Origin of the sequence: Pseudoduganella guangdongensis, from assembly GCF_009857475.1 — a bacterium.
Lineage (GTDB): Bacteria > Pseudomonadota > Gammaproteobacteria > Burkholderiales > Burkholderiaceae_D > Rugamonas > Rugamonas guangdongensis.
Map to the genome: position 1 here is coordinate 1 of NZ_WWCJ01000023.1, position 17424 is coordinate 17424.

Here is a 17424-nt window from a genome sequence, read left to right on the forward strand (position 1 = left end):
GGGCGCGGCGGCGCCGCCCAGGAACGGCATGCCGCAGCGCTCCACGGTCGGCGCCGGCGGGCGCGGCACCAGGCCGAAGCCAAGCGCCCCCGCCTTGCGCCGCGCCAGCTGGCGCACGCGCCAGGCCACCTCCGCCGCCCCCATCAGGCGCAGGCGATTCCACTTCCATGCCAGCGCCGTCATATGGGCACGAACCCCAGTTCGCGGTACATCTGCTCCACGCGCGGCAACACTGCCTGCGTGCTGAACATGGCTTCCACCTTGCGCCGCCCGGCCGCCCCCATGCGCCGCGCCAGCGCCTCGTCCTGCAGCAACTGCCGCAGGCGCGCCGCCAGCGCCGCCACATCGCCCGGCGCCACCAGGAAGCCCTCCACCCCGTCGGCCACCGCTTCCGGGATGCCGCCCACCGTGGTTGCCAGCACCGGCACGCCGGCTGCCATCGCCTCCAGCACGCTCATGGGCATCCCCTCATGGTAGGACGGCAAGGCGAACAGGCTGGCCAGGGCAAGCTCGCGCTGCTTGCCCTCGCCCGCCACCCAGCCCAGCAGGTTCAGTTGCGCCGCAATGCCGAGCTGCCCGGCGCGCGCGCGCACGGCAGCGAGCTCGCCATCGCCGCCCAGGCGCAGTTCGATCGCCGGCACCTGCGGCGCCACCTGCGCCGCCGCCTGCAGCAGGTCGAAGCTGCCCTTCTGCGGCCCCAGGCGCGCCAGCGACAGCACCGCGCCGCGCGCGCGCGCCTCCCAGGCGCTGGCCGGCGGCAACAGCACCGGATTATGCACGCACACCACATGCGGGTGCCCGCACATGGACTGCACCCACTGCTTCCACCCTTCCGACAGCACCACCACGCGCGCGCAGCGGCGGAACACATAGCGCACGAAACGCTGGCGCACGGGCCCGCATTCGGCGCCGTAGAACTGCGCAAAGCCGCCGCCATGCAAGTGCAGGATGGCCGGCACCCGCGCCGCGAACGCCAGCAGCAGGAAACCCGACTTGCGCCAGAAGCTGGCGCGCGAGGCCATATGCACATGCACCAGCCCGACCCGGCCGCGCAGCAGCAGCCCGGCAAACGCCGCCAGCGCCGCCAGCATGGCGCGCAGCTTGCGCAGCGCGCTGCCGTCGCAATGCGTGGCCAGGTAGATCACGCCGTAGCGCTGCAGCAGGCCGGCCTGCTGATAGACCCGCACCACGGCAGCGATGCCGCCCATGGTATCCAGCCCGGTGCCCAGCATGACGATGTGTTTCATGTGCGCCGCCCGTCCTGCCATTCGTTGACCACCCAGCGGAACTTGCCCGCCGCCGTATCGGGCAGCGCCTCGCGCAGCACCACCTTGACCTGCACCGTGGGATCGACCAGGTGGCGGATGTTGTGCAGCAGCTTGTCCTGGTCGTCCTGCGAGAAGCCATGGTCCGGCACCAGCCGCAACTCCCATTGCCCCGGCCCGACCTGGGCCACCTGCGACTTGCGCACATGCTCCACGCCCTTGAAGGCAAACGTCAGCACCGAGGCGCTGACCTCGGCGCCGTCGCCGCCGGTGATGCGGTCCTCCAGCTTGCCGGTCACCGGCTCGATCATGGGGAACGGCCGGCCGCAGGCGCAGCGTCCCGGTTTCCAGCGCGTGCGGTCGCTCAGGCGGTAGCGCACCAGCGGCATGGCCAGGTTGTGCAGGGTGGTGCCGACCACCTGGCCGACACCCTCGGTAGGTTCGCCATGCTGGTCCAGGATCTCGACATGCGAATAGTCCGGATTCACATGCAGCGAACCGTATTCGCACTGGGTGGCGAAGGCCACCCGCTCGGCCATGCCGTACATATCCATGATCTTGCCGCCCAGGTGCGCCAGGATCAGCTCCTGCTGGTGCGGGTAGAGCGGCTCCGAGGCCGTGAAAATCACGGGAATGTCGAGCGCCTGCCCGCGCCGCTGCAGTTGCTGGGCCAGCGTGAACGCGGTGGACGGATAGGCCTGCAGCATGGCCGGCGCGAAGTCGCGCAGCTTGCCGATGATGGCATCGACGCAGGCATCGGTCAGGTGGCGCGAGGACAGCAGCAGCTGCCGGTTGTAGCGGTTCTCGAACCAGTACGGCGGCGCCTTGCGCTCCAGCTCCGCCACCATATCGCCGCGCAGCGCGGCGCGCGGCATGCCGTCGGCAAAACCGCCCCAGGTCCAATGGCGCTTGATGAAGGCTTGCTCCATCTGCACCGAGGCCAGGCTGCGGAACACGGTCAGCGGCGTGCCCGTGGTGCCGCTGGTCTTGCCCAGTGCCTGCCACGGCCGCTTGACGCCGCCGTTCGGGTACAGCCCCTGCGGCTGGTCCAGCAAGGTCGACTTGTCGACCACCGGGAACAGCTCGCGCAAGGCCTGGCGCGCCTCGTGCGGCGCAAAGTCGGGTGTGATGCGCGCGTAGTAAGGCAGCTGCCTGATGGCAGCCTGCAGGCTGCGGTGCAGCAGGCGGTCGCCCAGCGCCTGCAAGGCCTCGCCATCCATCGCCTCGTGCCGCCGCAGCTTGCGCACCAGGCGCTGGCTCAGCGCATTGTCGCGCACCAGCGCCCGGCCGCCGTACAGGAACTCCTTGCGTAATTCAGCCAGCATAGCCGCCCCCCTAATGATCGCCCAGCAGCGCCCGGTAGCGCTGCGCCACCGCCGCCCCCAGCACGCGGTAGCTGCGCTGCGCGTCGATGAAGCGCGGCCCGGCCGCTGCCCGCGCGCGCGCCGCCTGCGGGTCGCGCAGGATGGCCAGCAAGGCGTCCGCCATCGCCTGCGGCGTGCTGGCCGACAGCCAGCCGGCGCCGCTGGCGGCCAGCACCGCCGCCTGGTCCGGTATATCGTTGCCGACGCACGGCATGCCGAGCGCCAGGTATTCCAGCAGCTTGGTCGGCGAGCTCACGTCGTACAGCGCGCCGCGCGGCACATACGACACCGCCGCCTGCGCGCCCAGCAAGTATTCCCAGGCCTGCGCCGATGGCAGCCAGCCGGTCACGCGCACCGCGTCGGCCAGCCCGCGTTCGCGCGCCGCCGCCAGCAGCGCCGCCTCGTCCTGCGCCTGCGGCGCGCCGCCGATCAGCAGCAGGCAGGCCTCGGGCCGCGCCTGGCGCACCAGGAGCAGCGCGTCGAACAGGCGCTCCAGCCCGCGCGCCCGGTCCAGGGTGCCGAGGTAGGCAAGCACAGGCCGCCCTTCCCAGCCCGGCCAGGCGCGCGGCGCAATGTCGCGCGCCAGCACCTCCATGTCCACCCCCATCGGCACCGCGCTCAAGCGCGCCGCCGGCAGCCCGCGCGCGCGCATCAGCGCCGCCATCGCCTCGCTCTGCACAAAGACATGCTCGGCGCGCGGCAGCAGCACGCGGTACAGCAGCCAGCCTTCGACCTGCCCCTTGAGCAGCACCAGGCGCGCACGCCAGGTGGGCCGGCGCGCCAGGTCGGCGCGCGCGCGCTCGATGCGCCCCTCGCTCATCAAATAGGAGACCCAGTACAGCAGCGGCACCCCTTTCAGGCGCGCCACCGCCAGCGCCAGCAGGCCGATTGAGACCATGTCGCGCACCTGCACCGCGTCGCACGCGCCGCGCTTCATGCCGAGCAAGGCGCGCAGGCACAGCCAGGCAAAGGACAGCTCGCGCCGCCAGCGCGCGCCGCCGCCGGAGCGGCGCACCGAGGCGAAACCCTGGGCGCCGGCCGGCGCCGCGGCATCCGTGCCGCCCTTGCCCACCACGTGGCACTGCACGCCGTGGCGCGGCAGGTATTTCCCGAACAGGGTCGCCACATCGGCGCGGAAGGTCGGCAGCGTTTCCGGCACCAGCTGCAGGATCTGGAGCGGCCGGTCCATGGCTTACCCGTGCAGGAAGCGTTCGATTTCCGCGCCCGGCTCGCCGCGCCCGGCCAGCACCTGCGCCGCCTGCCGCACACGCTGCGCCAGTTCCTCGCGCCAGGCCGGCTGCGCCAGCACGCCGGCCAGCGCGCTGCGCATGGCATGCACGTCGTCGTGCGGCACGAAACCGGGATAATCGGCGCCAAGATAGGCCTCGATCGCCTCGTGCCGTGTCGCCACCAGCGGCTTGCCATGGCGCAGCACGCGCAGCAGCACGCTCTGGCCGCAGGCCTCGCCGGCGCCGCGCAGCGGCATGGCGACCACGGTGCTGCGCGCCAGCAGGTCTTCGAATTCCGTCTCCGGCAAATCGCGCAGGATGCGCGTGCTGGCGCGCGCCGGAGGACGGATGCGGTTGTGCTGCGAGGCCACGATCACCAGCGGCTCGTCCAGTGTTTCCGCCGCTTCCAGCAGCAGATCGTAATCGCGGTTGGAAAAGCCGCCGGCGAAGATGCCGCCCTCGCCCTCCTGCGGCGCGGCGCGGCCATCGAGCTCCTGCCGCCATAAATGGCAGAACACATCCTGCGGCGCCATGCCGACGCCCTGCACCAGGTGGCGCGCCTCGCCCGGCGAAAACGCAATGAAGCCCAGGCCTGGGATGCGCAGCCAGCGCAGCAGGCGGTCGGCCACGCGGCGCGCGCGCTGGCCGTGGATGAAGCAGGCCATGACCAGCAAGCGCTGCGGGCGTGGCAGCAGGCGCGCCTTGAGCAGCGCCAGCAGCGGCAAGGCTTGCCAGCCGACCACCAGCAGCCGGTCCTGGCGCGTCCACAGGCCGCGGCAGCGCCACAGGCGCGGCGACAGCATGGCGCGCACAATGGCTGCCTTGCTGCGCATGCCGGCGCCATCGGGCCCGATCACGGTCACCCGCGCGCCGCGCGCCTGCAGGTACTGGGTGATGTCGCGGTAGCTTCCCGCCTGGGATAACAGCACATGGTTCATGTGGTCTCGCGCAGCAGTTGGCGTCCAATGACGCGGTTGATCAGTTTGCGGTCCATGCCATCGATTGCACCCAACAATAGCAGCGCCAGCGCGAAAACGGCGCACAGCAGCAGCGTTCCCAGCAGCGCCGCCCCCGTGCCCTGGCCCGGTACCAGCCAGGCCGCGCCCATCGCCAGCGCAGCGGCCAGCAGCGCGCGCCGCCACCAGTGCCCGCCCAGCGGCCAGGCCAGGCCGCGCCGCTGCAAGCCGGCCACCACCAGGCCGTTGATCACCAGTTCATTGCCCAGCAAGGCCAGCGGCACCAGCCACAACCCCAGGCGCGGCGCGGCCAGCCAGTACAGCACGGGCAACAGCAAGGCCGACGCCAGCGCCGCCTGCGCCCACAGGCCCGCCAGCCCCACCGCATTGCACACCACGTTCAGGATCAGGCGGTGCAGGCGCAGCGCCAGCCAGGCGCACAGCACGGCGAACAGCCAGTGGTACTCGACAAAGCGGCCGCCGCTGGCCAACTGCAGCACCAGACCGCCGTACACCACGGCCACCGCCAGCATGGGCAGCAGGCTCAGTGCGCTGAACTTGAAGACGAAGTGCGCCCAGCGCTGCAGCTCGGCATAGTCGCGGTTGCCGGCATAGGCACCGATCATGCGCGCCCGCACGACGGTAAAAATTACCATGCCGGGCAGGTAGTTGCGGATGATATCCGTCAAACGCAGCACGAATCCCAGCCCCGCCATCGCCTCGGCCGGCTGGCTGCGCGCCATCAGCAGCAACAGGCTGGACGGCGAATACAGGTATTCCACCACGCCGCCGGCGTAGTTGTTGACGGCGAGCGCGCCCAGCTGCCGCAGGCCGGGCGCGCGCCAGCCGTCGCGGCCCTGCGCCGGCAAGGCCCACAGCGCCCGCAGCGCCAGGCCGATCGCCACGGGCAGCAACACGGCGCTGGCCAGCAGTTCCGCCAGCAGCAGCCAGTGCGCCGTGCCTGCCGGCAGCAGGCATAAGGTGGCCAGCAGCAGCGCGCTGCGCAGAATATTCATGAGCTGGATGCGCCCCTGCAGGGCGAGCGCCTCCAGGGTGTTGTCGCGCAGCAGGCGCAGCCCGCCTTCCAGCAGCAGCAAGGGCGCCAGCACGTCGAGCATGCCGGTCAGCACCGGCGGCGCCACTGGTTGCAGCCAGCGCGCCGCCAGCAGTGCGCCGCCGGCCAGCGCGCCCAGCAGCAAGAGGCGCAGCGCCAGCACGCCCGCCACCAGGCGCACGGCGGCGCGCCGCGTGCCGTGCAGCCGGCAGTCCGGCAGGAAACGCAGCAGGACCCAGTCCAGGCCGAAGCCGGACAAGCCGAGCGCCAGTTCCAGCGCCGCCATCGCCGTCACGTAATAGCCGAACTCGGCGGCCGGCAAGACGCGCGCCGACAGGCCCAGCACACAGGCAGTCAGCACGGCGGCCGGTATTTTGCCGGCCAGGAAGGCGACGATATTGCGCCGCGTTTGGGGTCCCGAGTAAGGTGCTGTCATGGCATGACCCGGTCCCCCTGCAGGTTATGGCAGCGGCAGCGTCAGGGTCTGGCTCCCCACAGTCAGGGTGCGGCTGGTGGTGCCCGTGGTGAGCGACACCGCCGGCTTCTTGCAGCCCACGTCCAACAAGACCAGGAACTCAGCCTTGAGCGCCTTCGGCCGGATGAAGGCGGCGTGGTCCTCGATGCCGCTGCGCGGCGCCGGTCCATCGCGCTTCACCAGCGAGGTGCCGGGCGTGATCGAACGCAGGCAGAGCGAACGGTCGCCATTGACGATGACGGCGCTGCCATCGGCCTGCGGCGTGATCGCGGCCGCCCCGTGGAAGTTCCACTCGAAGGCGCGCGCCACCGGCGCCGCCAGCGTATCCATCACCACCGCCGCGTCCTGGCTGCGCAGGTACCACAGCTTGCGCCTTGCCTGCGTCAGCGCGCCTTCGTAGGCGGGCGTGGCGTCGCCTTCCACATAGTCCATGGTGGCCGAGGTCGAGAAGCCGGTCAGCTTGCCGTTGCGCGCCAGGTTGATGGTGTTGCCATCGACCCGCTGCCCCACCCCGTTGTCGTAGGTGATGGCGTTGTGCGATTTGGTCGGGCGGTACCAGCTGCTCCACAGCGGCGAGCCGTACCAGTCGTAGTAGCCGGCTTCGATCAGCAGGCGCTTGCCGCCGCTGTTCAGCACAAAGCTGTTCTGGTCGCCGTGGCTGTGGTTGTAGGCGCCGTAGGGGCTGGACTTGAAGTATAGCGAGGTGCGCTTCAAGTCGGCCATCGAGCTGTGCATGGCGGCCCAGCCCACGCTCGGGTACATGGCGGCATTGGGCGGCGGCACCGCCGTACTGACCGTATTGGCCGGCAGCGGCGACGGCGCCTGCAGCATGGTCAGCGGATCCTCGATGCCGGTCATGGCGTTGAAATACCACTTGGCGGCGGGCGAATTGAAGCGCGAGGAGAACGCCTTCAGCAAATAGGTGTTCGGCACATCCTCATGGCCATCGCCGAACACGTGGCTCGGCGTGCCGGGCGGCACGAAGTGCGCCAGGAAGCGCAGGAAACCATCCGACCACGGCTTGCGGTACACCGACACATTGAGTGCCTGGCTCAACGGGTCCCAGATTTGCACCGAATAATCGGCCGCCGCCTGGGCATAGGCGGTGCCGTTGGCATAGCCGCCTTCCGGCCCGCTCCAGGTATACACCTGGTGCACGTAAGTGCGCACCGAGAAATCGAACCAGGTCTGCGCCTGCGGCACGTCGCCCAGGTTCAAGGTGGCAATCAGGGCCAGGAAGCCGAGCGCGGTGCCGGCATGCGAATCATAGGGGTACTGGTCGGTGCGCACGATGCCACTCGACAAGTCGGCGTAGATGGCGCCGGCACGCGTGCCGATGATGGAGAGCCAGCGGTTGCGCCGGGTCGCGTCCAGCTCGGCCCACAGCATATCGGTCGCCTTCGACAGCGACAGCGCAATCGCGCGCGTAGCCTGGTCCTGGTTGGCGTAGCTGGTCGGCCCGGCGGGGTTGAGCGCCGCCAGCTCGTCGCCGCGCTTGATGGCTTCCGCCAGATAGGTCGCCGCCTTGGGGTCGCCGATGCGCAGGCGGTACAGCAGCGAAGCCGCCTCCAGCTGATGCGTGGTGCGGTTGATGCGGGTCCGGATATCGGCGTTCTGGTTGCTGAGCGCGGTGGTCATGGTGCCGCTGGTCAGCAACGGCCAGTCGGTGTCCTTCACCGGCGCCATGCCAAGCCGGCCATCGACGATTTCGGCCAGGCGCCGCACCTGGTTGCCGCGCTCAGTCACCATGGCCGGCGTCCACTTCAGGTAAGGCAGGAAGCCCGGCGCCAGCATGCGCGTGCGACCGTGGCGCAGCACATTGTCGCGCAAGGTGGCGTTGTCCGGCACCTCGAATTTGATGGCGCTGCTGTCCAGCGTGAAGCTGCGCACGCTGGACCAGTCCTTGGCCACCGCTTCGGCCAGCGGCACCACGGCGGCATTGGCCGCCTCTTCGATCTGCGCCAGCGAGGCGCCGGCCGCCTTGGCCTTGGCGCGCGCCGCCGCGTCGGCGTCGTTCATCGCCTGGGTACGGCTGAACGGCGCCACCTTCCAGGTGTAGATGCCGGCGGCCGCGAAGGCGCGCGAGGGCAACAGCCAGTTGCGCGGCACCACCGTCTTGATCGGCGTCGCGCCGGCCGGCGGCTGCACGCTGACCAGGTACCAGGTCGAGGCGTTGGCAACCGGATAACGCGACCAGGAGAAGCCGGGCGGATTTTGCGGCTGCAACTGCATTTTGTCCGGCGCCGGACGGATGGCTTCAATATTGGTGGATACAGCCCAGTCGGCATGACTGGTGCTTGCGAAGGTGGCAAGGGCGCCAAGGACGGCCGCCCGCAGCAGGCCAGATTTAACGAATTCCATGTGATACTCTCCAGACAATTTCGTTTGCCGATCAATAACTTATCGAGCAATCAACCGGGTACAACGAAGAAAGTCTACATCACGAATTTAACAAATTCGTTGCCGCAAGGAATAAATTTTGTAACAGTGTGGCGGATCGATGACACAGTTAGCGCTCCGCTTTGCGGCCATAACGGCACAACTGGACGACCGTTCCCATGCACATCATGAGCAGCAGCTGGGCCGTTGGTTCATCCATGAGCGAGCGGTTATACACCAGCATGATGAGGAACAGCAGCATGGCCGCCACGCAGGTATCGGCCAATGCGCGCTGGGCCGCTGTGCCCTCGCCGCGGCGGACGTAGCGCCCGGCCGCGAGCAGGGAGAACAGTAGCATGGACGCATAAACCACAGCGCCCAATACGCCCTCGTCCCACAGCAGCACCGCCAGCGCGGTTGCATCCAGGTGCAGCGGCTGGTAGCGCTTGGCCACCTGCCCCGCCCCCAGCAGGCCGGATGGCTTGCTGGCGCCCGGCCCGTAGCCCACCAGGCGGCTCGGCGTAGTCGCCTGCGGGTCGCGCGCCCACAACGCGAGCGAGGCGGCGCGGCTGATCTCGCCCGTGCGGTAATTGATCTGGTTGGGATCGAAGAAATAGCCGCCGCTGCGGTCCAGCTTTTCCGCCACATTGCGCGCCGCTTGCAGGTTCTTGCCCCAGTACAGCTGCTCGTACACGGTGTACGTGGTGCCGACGAACGCCAGCACCAGGAGGCCGAAGCCCAGGAAGGCACCCAGGCTGCGCAGCACCTTGCGCCGCAGCACCCAGGCCAGCACCAGCGGCAGCCAGACGAAAGCGGCCTTCACCTCACCCAGCAGGATGATGGCCACGGCCAGCAGCAGCATGCCGCCGAAGGCGCGCCCCGACATCTGCCCGGCTTGCCAGCGCGCGCCGGCGTAGCCCGCCGCCAGCACGCTGAACAGCACCAGCATGGCGCTGTTGCCGCCGCCGCCCTGGTTGCCGCCAAAGGTGCCGACGATGGAGTCGAAGGTGGTGCTGGTGGCGACGAAGAAATGCTGGTACAGCACCACCGGCAGCTGCAGCGCCGTGACCCAGAACAGCAGGCGCCAGCTGGCTTCCAGGTGGTTCTCCTTCCAGCGGAACCAGTACAGGGCAAACAGCACCGAGAACATCGGCAGCATGGCCTTGAAGGCCGAAAAAATCTGCGCCTTCGGCACGCGGTTGAAGAGCAGGCTGAGGATGAAAATGAGGACGAACAGGGCGGCCGCCAGCACCACGCTGGAGCCGTCGCCGGGACGCGCGCGCAGGCTGTGCTGGCGCTGCACCACCAGGTCCAGCAGGGCGCGGCAGAAGAACAGGATGGCCAGGCCGAACGCCAGCCAGGCCGCCGGCCGCAGGCGCAGGAAGTAGACCGCCGAGCCCTGGATCACGAACGTCAGAATGAACAGGCACCAGAACATGCCGTGCAGCGGCAGCACGAACAGCAGCAGGAGCGAAAGCACGGCGGCGCCGACAATCGCCACCAGCGGCGGCGAATCCAGCCCGCCCACCAGGCCGACAAAGACCGCCAGCAGCATGAAAGGCAGCAGCAACAGCAGCGGCAGGCCCTGGGGCCGCGCCAGGCGCGCCGGCGTGCCGGCAGCGGCAAAACGGCGGAAGGTCGGCATGCGCACGGTGCCCTCCCCTCAGCCCTCGAACACGCCGACCAGGCGTGTGCGCGCCGTGCCATCCATGGCCTGCAGCATGGCGCGCACAAACTGCTGCTGCAAGGCGTAAGCCGCGCCGGCATCGCCGCTGATGCTCGACACCCGCACCAGCATGCCGTCCGGCACGGTGCCGCTCAAGCCGTAGCGCAGCTCCTGCAGGCGCTGCTGCATGCCGGGCAAGGTGGCTTTGCGCCCGACCGTGATCCAGTAGGTAATCGGCTCCTGGCGCGCGCCCGCCACCGCGAACAGGCGCTTGACCGGCAAGCGGCCGAAACCGCTGTCCAGCGCGCCGGCCTGCCCGTCGCGCACGGTGAAGCCCTGCGCCGTGTAGCACACCTCCGGCTTGTGCACGCCCATATTGTCGCCCTGGTCGCCGCCATACGCGATGGACAGCATGATGCGCTCGCCGCTGCGGTTGATATAGGTGCGGCCCAGGGTCTGGTTATAGATCTTGTCCAGCTTGGCCTGGGTGGCGGGATCCACCTGCAAGGGCATGACCCGCGTGTCCACTTCCCATTCGCCGAAGCTGCGCGGCACCATCTGCTCCAGCTGGAAAAGCCCCTGGGCATCGGCCATGCGCAGCGTGGGCGTGAGCGCGTGCGTCAGGGCCGCCGAGGACAGCATCAGCAGCGCCAGCAGCAGGCTGACCCAGGTCGGTTTTTTCAAGAGTTGCGCCATTTGACAAACCATTGCAAGAAGGCGTCCACGCCGATGATCAGCAGCAGCGCCGTGATGAACAGGACAAGCCCGGCAAAGCCGTGCAGGAAGCCCTGCCCCGCCGCGTCGCCCAGGTAGTAGGTCACCAGCGACAAGGTGATCACGCGGATCACATTGGCAGTGAAGGAAATCGGGATGATCAGCACGGCCAGCGCCACATTGCGGAAGGCCGAGGAATGGCGCACCACGTTCAGGTAGAACAGGCCGAGCGCCTCCAGCGTGAGCAGGGTCTGCAGGCCGGCGCAGGCGTCGGCCACCAGCAACTGGTACTGGCCGACCTGCAGGATCACGCCGCTGCGCGCGATCGGATAGCCGGCCGCGTACAGCAGGTGCTCGGTGGCCCAGGACACCGCCATCTTCATCGGCATGGTCAGCATGCCGACCAGGGGTCCCGGCAGCGGCACCATGAAGACCATGAAGAAGAAGGCGAACCATTGGGCGCGCAGCGCGCCGCGCCCGCACTTGAGCATCAGCACCGCCGCCAGCAGCAGGATGAAGGAGGCGATCTCAAACGCGACGATGCCCTGCGAGCGGCCCAGCACATAGGCTGCCAGCCCCGCCGCCAGCACCGGCCAGCCGGCGCGGGATGGGCGGCCGTCGGCGCGCGCCAGCATGGCCGGCCAGTTGCGGTACATCAGCCACAGGGCCAGTAGCAGGATGATGGGGCCGTGCGCTTGCTCCTCGGTGGTCCACAGGCCGGTGAACAGGGCATAGAAGGTGGGGACGTACAGCACCGCCATGCCGAGCGCGACCGGCAGCCAGTCCGGCAGCGCGGCGCGCAGGGCCGCGCCCAGGTTGCCGCGCAGGGGCGGCTCGCCGGGCGGACGGAGGGCGGCGCCGGGTTCCATGTCAGAACTCCAGCAATACCGAACCCAGCACTTCGGCGCCGGCGTGGCGCACCTGCTCGCCCAGCGCGGCCACGTCGTACAGCGAGCTGGCGTTCTTGTGCACCACCAGCAGCACGCCGCGCGCGCGCGCCATGACCGGCAGCGCGTCGTGCGCGGTCAGCACGTCCGAGGTGTCGTACAGCACGATGTCGTGCAGCGCCTCCAGCTGCGCATTCAGGCCGGTGAAGGCCTTGCGCGCCAGCAGCTCGGCCGGGTTGGGCGGCGGCGTGCCGGCGCCCAGCACGGCCAGCGACTCGAAGGCGTCGATGCGCGCCAGCGCCGCCATGGTGGCGCGCCCGGCCAGCATATCGGACAGGCCGCTCTTGCCGGCCAGGCCGAAGATGCTGCGCTGCGCCGGGTGGCGCAGGTTGGCGTCCACCAGCAGCGTGTTCTGCCCCAGCTGGGAAAACACCACCGCCAGGTTGGCCGCAAACAGGCTGGCGCCGCAGCCCGGTTCGACGCCGACGATGGCCAGCGCCTTGTGGCCGCGCCCAAACCAGCGCAGCATCAGCTGGGCGCGCACCGCGCGCAGCATCTCGACCTGGCGGCTGAAAGGGTCATAGGCCGCCACCAGGTGCGGCGAAAACTGCTTGTCGCCGGCCGGCACGAAGGGATAGTCGAACTGGCGCGCCAACGCCTGCTGCACGTCGGCCGCGCTCACCATGCCCAGCGCCTGCGCCGCTTCGCCGAAGCGGATGCCGGTTTCCTCCTGCATGCGCAGCACGCTGTCGGTGTTCTCCGGCGTCAGCTTGCCGGCTTCCTGCAGCAAGACGCCGATGCTGGCGTCGCCCGCGCCGCGCGGCGCGGCAGGATTGAAATGCAGGGGACTGTTCATCGCTACCTCCATGGCTCAGCTCAGGCGCAGCTGCTGCGGCGCCTGCAAGCGCGGCAGGCCGAAGCGGCGCTGGCGCGGCGGATTCCAGTCGATGGTGGCCAGCACGGGAATGCGCGCCACCTCGGCCAGGTCGGATTCCGACCGCACGCGGCGGTCGAACATTTCAGACAGCATGGCAATGCCGATGCCCAGCATGCTGCCCAGCAGCAGCGAGAGCACCGTGTTCAGCAGCACACGCGGGCCGGACGGTTCGATCGGCGCCACCGCCGGGTTCAGCACCGATACGTCGGACTGGTCGGAGCCGCCCTCGATGCGGGTTTGCGACACGCGCTGCGCCGCCTGGTCGAAGGCGCGCTGGGCGATTTCCATGTCCTTGTTCAGCACATTCATTTCATCGCGCTGGCGGTTCAGCTGCAGCACCTTGGCTTTCTGCTCGGCCAAGGCGCTGCGCAACGCCGCCTCACGCTGGGCGAAGACATTGGCATTGTTGCTGACGGAAGACGTGACCAGGGCGGTCTGCTCATTGAGCCCGGCCCGCAGCCGCGCCACCTCGGCCGAGGCGCTCTGGTACTGCGGGTGGTTGCGGCCCAGGCGCTGCCCCAGTTCCGCCAGCTTGGACTCCTGCTGCGCCAGGTTGACGCGCAGGTTCTGCACCACCGGGCTGGCCGTCACGTCGGGCGAACTGCTGCCGCTGCCGCGCGCCACCGACTGGCGCGAGGTGGCCTCCATCAGCTGCGCCTGCGCCTGCACCAGCTGGGCCGACAGATCGTTCAGGCGCATCGACTCCACGTCCAGCCGGTTGTCGACGCTGACGATGCCATGCTCCTGCTGGTATTTGGAAAGCTTGGCCTGGGCCGCCTCCAGGTTGTCGCGCAGCAGCTTGAGCTGGGAATTGAAGTAGGTGGTGGCCTTTTTCATCGGGTCCACTTTCAGCTGCACCGTGATCTTCATGTACTCCTCGGCGAAGGCGTTCGCCACGGCCGCCGCGAACTGCGGGTCGGATGCCTTGAAGCTCACATTGAGCACCGAGCTCTCGCGCGCCGGCACCACGTCCAGTTTCTTCTGCAGCAGTTCGGCCAGCCAGTCGCGCACCGCGCCCTTGCCACCGGTCGATTCATTGAACTGTTCGATCACGGCCCGGCTCTCGGCCAGCTTCAGCTGGTCCACCACGCGCAGCGCCACGTTCTTGCTGCCGATAATATCGACCTGGGTCGCCATATAGCCGGGCATGAGCTGCCCCGGCAAGGCCATGCCGGTCAACGGATCGACGCCCTTGTAATTCATCACCAGCGAAGTGCTGGCCTCATACGTCTTGGGCAGCAGCAGGCTGACCAGCAGGGTGGCGGCCACCGTGACCAGCAAAGTCAGCAGCACGATCTTCTTGCGCGCCTGGAGGATCAGGAGAAACTGGGCGAAATTCATGGCAGCTCCTCAGAACCAGCTCTCTTTGATCACGATGACGTCGTCCACCTGCACCATGTCGTCGTTCTTCACCGCCAGCACCTGCTCCTGGCCGTTGCCATTGCGCCGCTTGACCTTGATGCCGCGCTCGGTGCCGCGCGGGGTCAGGCCGCCGCCCACCGCCAGCGCCTGGCTCACCGTCATGGTGCGCTCGAGGCGGAAGGAACCGGGGCGCTGCACCTCGCCGTAGATGTAGAAGCGCGGCGCGCGCTCGGCATAGATGACGTCGTTCGGCGCCAGCTCGATCTCCTTGTCCAGCGCGCCGTTGCGCACCATGTCGACCACATCGATCACGGTCTTGGTGGTCTTGCCGTCGCGCGTACGCACCACGCTCACCGTATCGCCGCCATCGGCATTAAAGCCGCCGGCCTGGGCCAGCATGTCCATCACGCCGCGCTTGCCGCCATCGAGCGGATAGCGCCCGGGGCGGTTCACCATGCCCAGCACCGACACCTGGGCGCTCTGGATTTGCGAGATGATGATGTTGACCTGGGCCGTCTTGAGATAACCCTTCTTCACCAGCTGTTCGCCCACCAGCCTTTCGGCCTGCTGCACGGTAAGCCCGCCCACCTTGACCTCGCCCAGCAGCGGGAAGGTGATCCTGCCCGATTCGCTGACCCGCGTCTCCACGCCCATGTCCGGGTTGCCGAACACGGAAGCCTTGATCACATCGCCCGGCCCCAGCGTGATATCCGCCGCCTGCACCATGCCGGCGCCCAGGGCCAGCAGCAAACCCGCCATCCACATCAGTACTCGTTTCATGATCGCTCCTTGAACGTGTTATTTGAGGCCGGCCACACCGCGCTCCAGGCCGGTGGCCTGGGCCCCGGCATTCGCCACCGGCGCCGGCTGGTTGATATAGGCAATCTTGGCGCTGGCGCGCAGGCGCTTGACTTCCTGCTCGGCCGCCTCCTTCCCTTTCTTGGCCATCAGATACTGCTCGATCTGCGGCCGCGCCGCCTCCAGCTCCACCGGCGAGGAACGGATATCGGTGATGGTCACCAGCATGCTGCGCTCGCCTTCGCGCACGATGAAGAGCTGGTCTTTCGACAGCGCCATCAGCTTGGCCGACAGTTCCGGCGGCAATTCCGAGCCACTGCGGCTGAGCTGGGCCTTCTGGTACTTGACCTTGTGCGTATCGAGCCAGGCCGCCGCATCGTCCAGCGAACGGGTCTTATCCATCACGGCCTTGAGCTCGTCGGTCACTTCGCGCGTCGGCAAGATGATTTCGCGCATTTCGAAATGCTTGCGCTGCGCGAAGAATTGCGGGTTCTGGCTGTAGTAGGCCTCGACCTCTTCGGCGCTGGGCTTGGCCGGCGTGCCGATGCGTTTTTGCATATACGCTTGCGCCAGGATCAGGGCACGCGAGCGTTCAATGGCCTGCACCACGCGCGGGTCGCGGTCCACGCTCTCCTTCGCCGCTTCGCTAATCAGCAGCTGGCGGTCGATCAGCGATTCCAGCATTTGCTTGCGCACGGCGTCCTGGCGCGCCGCCGGTGCATTGGCGCGCGCCAGTTCATCGTTCAACTGCATGACGGTAATTTCCTCGCCGTTCACGCTGGCCAGCGCCTGGCCCGGCTTCTGTTCCGCCTTGTTGCCGCAAGCGGAAACCAGTACCACCATCAGTCCTGCGCAGAGCTTGTTCGGGTTGATGTTCTTCAAGATATCCTCCCTCGACTGTTGCAACTCATTCTAATAGCGCGCCGGGCGCGCACGATTGACTCAGTACGCGTTTTGCCGCTTCAGCACCACCTTGACCGTGCGCAAGATAATCCACAGGTCCAGCCATACGGACCAGTGGCGCAGGTAGTCCAGGTCGTAGCGGATGCGCGCCTCCATCTTTTCCAGGGTTTCCGTTTCGCCGCGCAGACCGTTGACCTGGGCCCAGCCGGTAATGCCCGGCTTGACTTTGTGGCGCAACATATAGCCTTTGATCAGCTTCCGGTATTGTTCGTTATGAGCCACCGCGTGCGGGCGCGGTCCGACGATGCTCATGCTTCCTCGCAGCACGTTAAAGAACTGCGGCAGCTCATCGAGCGATGAGCGGCGCAGGAAAGCGCCAATGCGGGTGATGCGCGGGTCGTTCGCCGTGGCTTGCCGCACGGCAGGGCCATCCTCGGTCACGCGCATGGAGCGGAATTTGTAGACGATGATTTCTTCGCCGTACAAGCCGTAGCGCCGCTGGCGGAAAATCACCGGGCCCGGCGAGCTGGCCCAGACTGCCAGCGCGATGGCCAGCATCAAGGGCGCCAGCAGCAGCAGGATGGCGCTGCCCAGGATCACGTCGCTGGCGCGCTTGACGATGCCGTCAAAGCCGACGAAAGGCGTTTCGCAGATCGCCACCACCGGCATGCCGCCCACGCTGTCAAAGCGCGCCTGCATCAGGTCGAACACATAAATATCCGGCAGGAAGTACACCGAGGCCGTGGTGTCCTGCAATTCATCGAGCAGCTTGCGGATGCGCGGCTGGGCCGAGATCGGCTGGCTGATGAAGATCATCTTGATGTGGTGGTCGCGCACAAAGCTGGCCACCGAGCCCATATCGCCCAGCACCGGATGCGTCAGGTCCGGCTTGCGGCGGTCGGCGGTGCGGTCGTCGAAGAAACCGCGCACGCTGAGGAAGAGATTGGGCATGCGCTCCACCGTGCGTGCAAACTTGGTGCCGACCTCGTTGGCGCCAACGATGACGATGGAGCGCACCTCGCTTTCCTTGGCCGGGTCGGTACCCACATGGCTGGCTGCCGTGTGGCTGATCAGCAAGAGAAACGGAGTGGCGAGGAACCAGCTCAGCACGACGGTATCGTCGTAATGGTAGGCCAGGCCGCTGACCCGGCCAAGGAACACCAGGATCAGCGCGGTCACGATCCAGCCCATGAAAATATCGCGCGCATAGGCCCCGATGCGGCCGCTGCGCCAGGTGCGGTAAGGGTCGACGTGCTCATACACCGCCGACGAAATGAAGAAGGCCAGCACCATGAGCACCAGCGAATAACCGGTAAACGGCTCCCCATACACCATCGACGTGACGTACAGTGTCCCCATGATGATCAGCGGATCGAGCACACGCTGAAAAAAGGAAACCAGGGGAATATCGTTTACCGTCATCGTCGCTCCTCGG

15 protein-coding genes are annotated in these 17424 nt (G+C 68.0%); all 15 read right to left on the reverse strand.

Annotated elements, in window-relative coordinates; all coding sequences use genetic code 11:
* On the reverse strand, positions 1 to 183 hold a 183-nt coding region (locus GTP41_RS22910; protein WP_161027910.1), incomplete at its 3' end, for a hypothetical protein.
* Entirely contained in the window at positions 180 to 1247 is a 1068-nt protein-coding gene (locus GTP41_RS22915) for a glycosyltransferase family 4 protein (RefSeq protein WP_161027911.1), read from the reverse strand. The genes GTP41_RS22915 and GTP41_RS22910, both read right to left, overlap by 4 nt.
* Positions 1244 to 2590, reverse strand: a complete 1347-nt coding sequence (locus GTP41_RS22920; protein WP_161027912.1) for a phenylacetate--CoA ligase family protein — start codon at positions 2588 to 2590, stop codon at positions 1244 to 1246. Before GTP41_RS22920 ends, GTP41_RS22915 begins: the two co-directional genes overlap by 4 nt.
* A 10-nt stretch (positions 2591 to 2600) precedes the next feature.
* The gene (locus GTP41_RS22925) at positions 2601 to 3818 is read right to left on the reverse strand and encodes a glycosyltransferase (protein WP_161027913.1); all 1218 of its coding nucleotides are present in this window, start codon (positions 3816 to 3818) and stop codon (positions 2601 to 2603) included.
* 3 nt (positions 3819 to 3821) lie between these two features.
* The gene (locus GTP41_RS22930; RefSeq protein WP_161027914.1) at positions 3822 to 4796 is read right to left on the reverse strand and encodes a glycosyltransferase family protein; all 975 of its coding nucleotides are present in this window, start codon (positions 4794 to 4796) and stop codon (positions 3822 to 3824) included.
* Positions 4793 to 6304, reverse strand: coding sequence for a polysaccharide biosynthesis protein (locus GTP41_RS27205; protein ID WP_202419852.1), 1512 nt, complete (start codon positions 6302 to 6304; stop codon positions 4793 to 4795). Before GTP41_RS27205 ends, GTP41_RS22930 begins: the two co-directional genes overlap by 4 nt.
* 24 nt (positions 6305 to 6328) lie before the next feature.
* Positions 6329 to 8704, reverse strand: coding sequence for a heparinase II/III domain-containing protein (locus GTP41_RS22935; protein WP_229503025.1), 2376 nt, complete (start codon positions 8702 to 8704; stop codon positions 6329 to 6331).
* A 148-nt stretch (positions 8705 to 8852) separates the two neighbouring features.
* Entirely contained in the window at positions 8853 to 10373 is a 1521-nt protein-coding gene (locus GTP41_RS22940) for a hypothetical protein (RefSeq protein WP_161027915.1), read from the reverse strand.
* Positions 10374 to 10385: 12 nt separating this feature from the next.
* Positions 10386 to 11072 carry an exosortase-associated protein EpsI, B-type gene (gene epsI, locus GTP41_RS22945; RefSeq protein WP_229503026.1) on the reverse strand — a complete coding sequence of 229 codons (687 nt, stop codon included), beginning with the start codon at positions 11070 to 11072 and terminating at the stop codon, positions 10386 to 10388.
* On the reverse strand, positions 11069 to 11971 hold the full coding sequence (xrtB, locus tag GTP41_RS22950; RefSeq protein ID WP_161027917.1) for an exosortase B: 903 nt from the start codon (positions 11969 to 11971) through the stop codon (positions 11069 to 11071). Before xrtB ends, epsI begins: the two co-directional genes overlap by 4 nt.
* A gap of 1 nt (position 11972) precedes the next feature.
* The gene (gene epsG / locus GTP41_RS22955) at positions 11973 to 12845 is read right to left on the reverse strand and encodes a chain length determinant protein tyrosine kinase EpsG (protein ID WP_161027918.1); all 873 of its coding nucleotides are present in this window, start codon (positions 12843 to 12845) and stop codon (positions 11973 to 11975) included.
* Between the two features lie 15 nt (positions 12846 to 12860).
* Entirely contained in the window at positions 12861 to 14267 is a 1407-nt protein-coding gene (gene epsF / locus GTP41_RS22960; RefSeq protein ID WP_161027919.1) for a chain length determinant protein EpsF, read from the reverse strand.
* A gap of 9 nt (positions 14268 to 14276) precedes the next feature.
* Positions 14277 to 15068 carry a polysaccharide export protein EpsE gene (epsE, locus tag GTP41_RS22965; protein ID WP_161027920.1) on the reverse strand — a complete coding sequence of 264 codons (792 nt, stop codon included), beginning with the start codon at positions 15066 to 15068 and terminating at the stop codon, positions 14277 to 14279.
* 18 nt (positions 15069 to 15086) lie between these two features.
* A complete protein-coding gene (locus tag GTP41_RS22970) occupies positions 15087 to 15968 on the reverse strand; it encodes an EpsD family peptidyl-prolyl cis-trans isomerase (RefSeq protein WP_229503027.1) in 882 nt (293 codons plus the stop codon).
* Positions 15969 to 16028: 60 nt separating this feature from the next.
* Entirely contained in the window at positions 16029 to 17411 is a 1383-nt protein-coding gene (locus GTP41_RS22975; RefSeq protein WP_161027921.1) for an undecaprenyl-phosphate glucose phosphotransferase, read from the reverse strand.
* Between the last annotated feature and the right edge of the window lie 13 nt (positions 17412 to 17424).

Coding starts and splice junctions, on each gene's coding strand:
- epsE (WP_161027920.1), bottom strand. CDS start 15,068: ATGAAACGAGTACTGATGTGGATGGCGGGTTTGCTGCTGGCCCTGGGC.
- GTP41_RS27205 (WP_202419852.1), bottom strand. CDS start 6,304: ATGACAGCACCTTACTCGGGACCCCAAACGCGGCGCAATATCGTCGCC.
- GTP41_RS22935 (WP_229503025.1), bottom strand. CDS start 8,704: ATGGAATTCGTTAAATCTGGCCTGCTGCGGGCGGCCGTCCTTGGCGCC.
- GTP41_RS22915 (WP_161027911.1), bottom strand. CDS start 1,247: ATGAAACACATCGTCATGCTGGGCACCGGGCTGGATACCATGGGCGGC.
- epsF (WP_161027919.1), bottom strand. CDS start 14,267: ATGAATTTCGCCCAGTTTCTCCTGATCCTCCAGGCGCGCAAGAAGATC.
- GTP41_RS22975 (WP_161027921.1), bottom strand. CDS start 17,411: ATGACGGTAAACGATATTCCCCTGGTTTCCTTTTTTCAGCGTGTGCTC.
- GTP41_RS22920 (WP_161027912.1), bottom strand. CDS start 2,590: ATGCTGGCTGAATTACGCAAGGAGTTCCTGTACGGCGGCCGGGCGCTG.
- epsG (WP_161027918.1), bottom strand. CDS start 12,845: ATGAACAGTCCCCTGCATTTCAATCCTGCCGCGCCGCGCGGCGCGGGC.
- GTP41_RS22925 (WP_161027913.1), bottom strand. CDS start 3,818: ATGGACCGGCCGCTCCAGATCCTGCAGCTGGTGCCGGAAACGCTGCCG.
- xrtB (WP_161027917.1), bottom strand. CDS start 11,971: ATGGAACCCGGCGCCGCCCTCCGTCCGCCCGGCGAGCCGCCCCTGCGC.
- GTP41_RS22930 (WP_161027914.1), bottom strand. CDS start 4,796: ATGAACCATGTGCTGTTATCCCAGGCGGGAAGCTACCGCGACATCACC.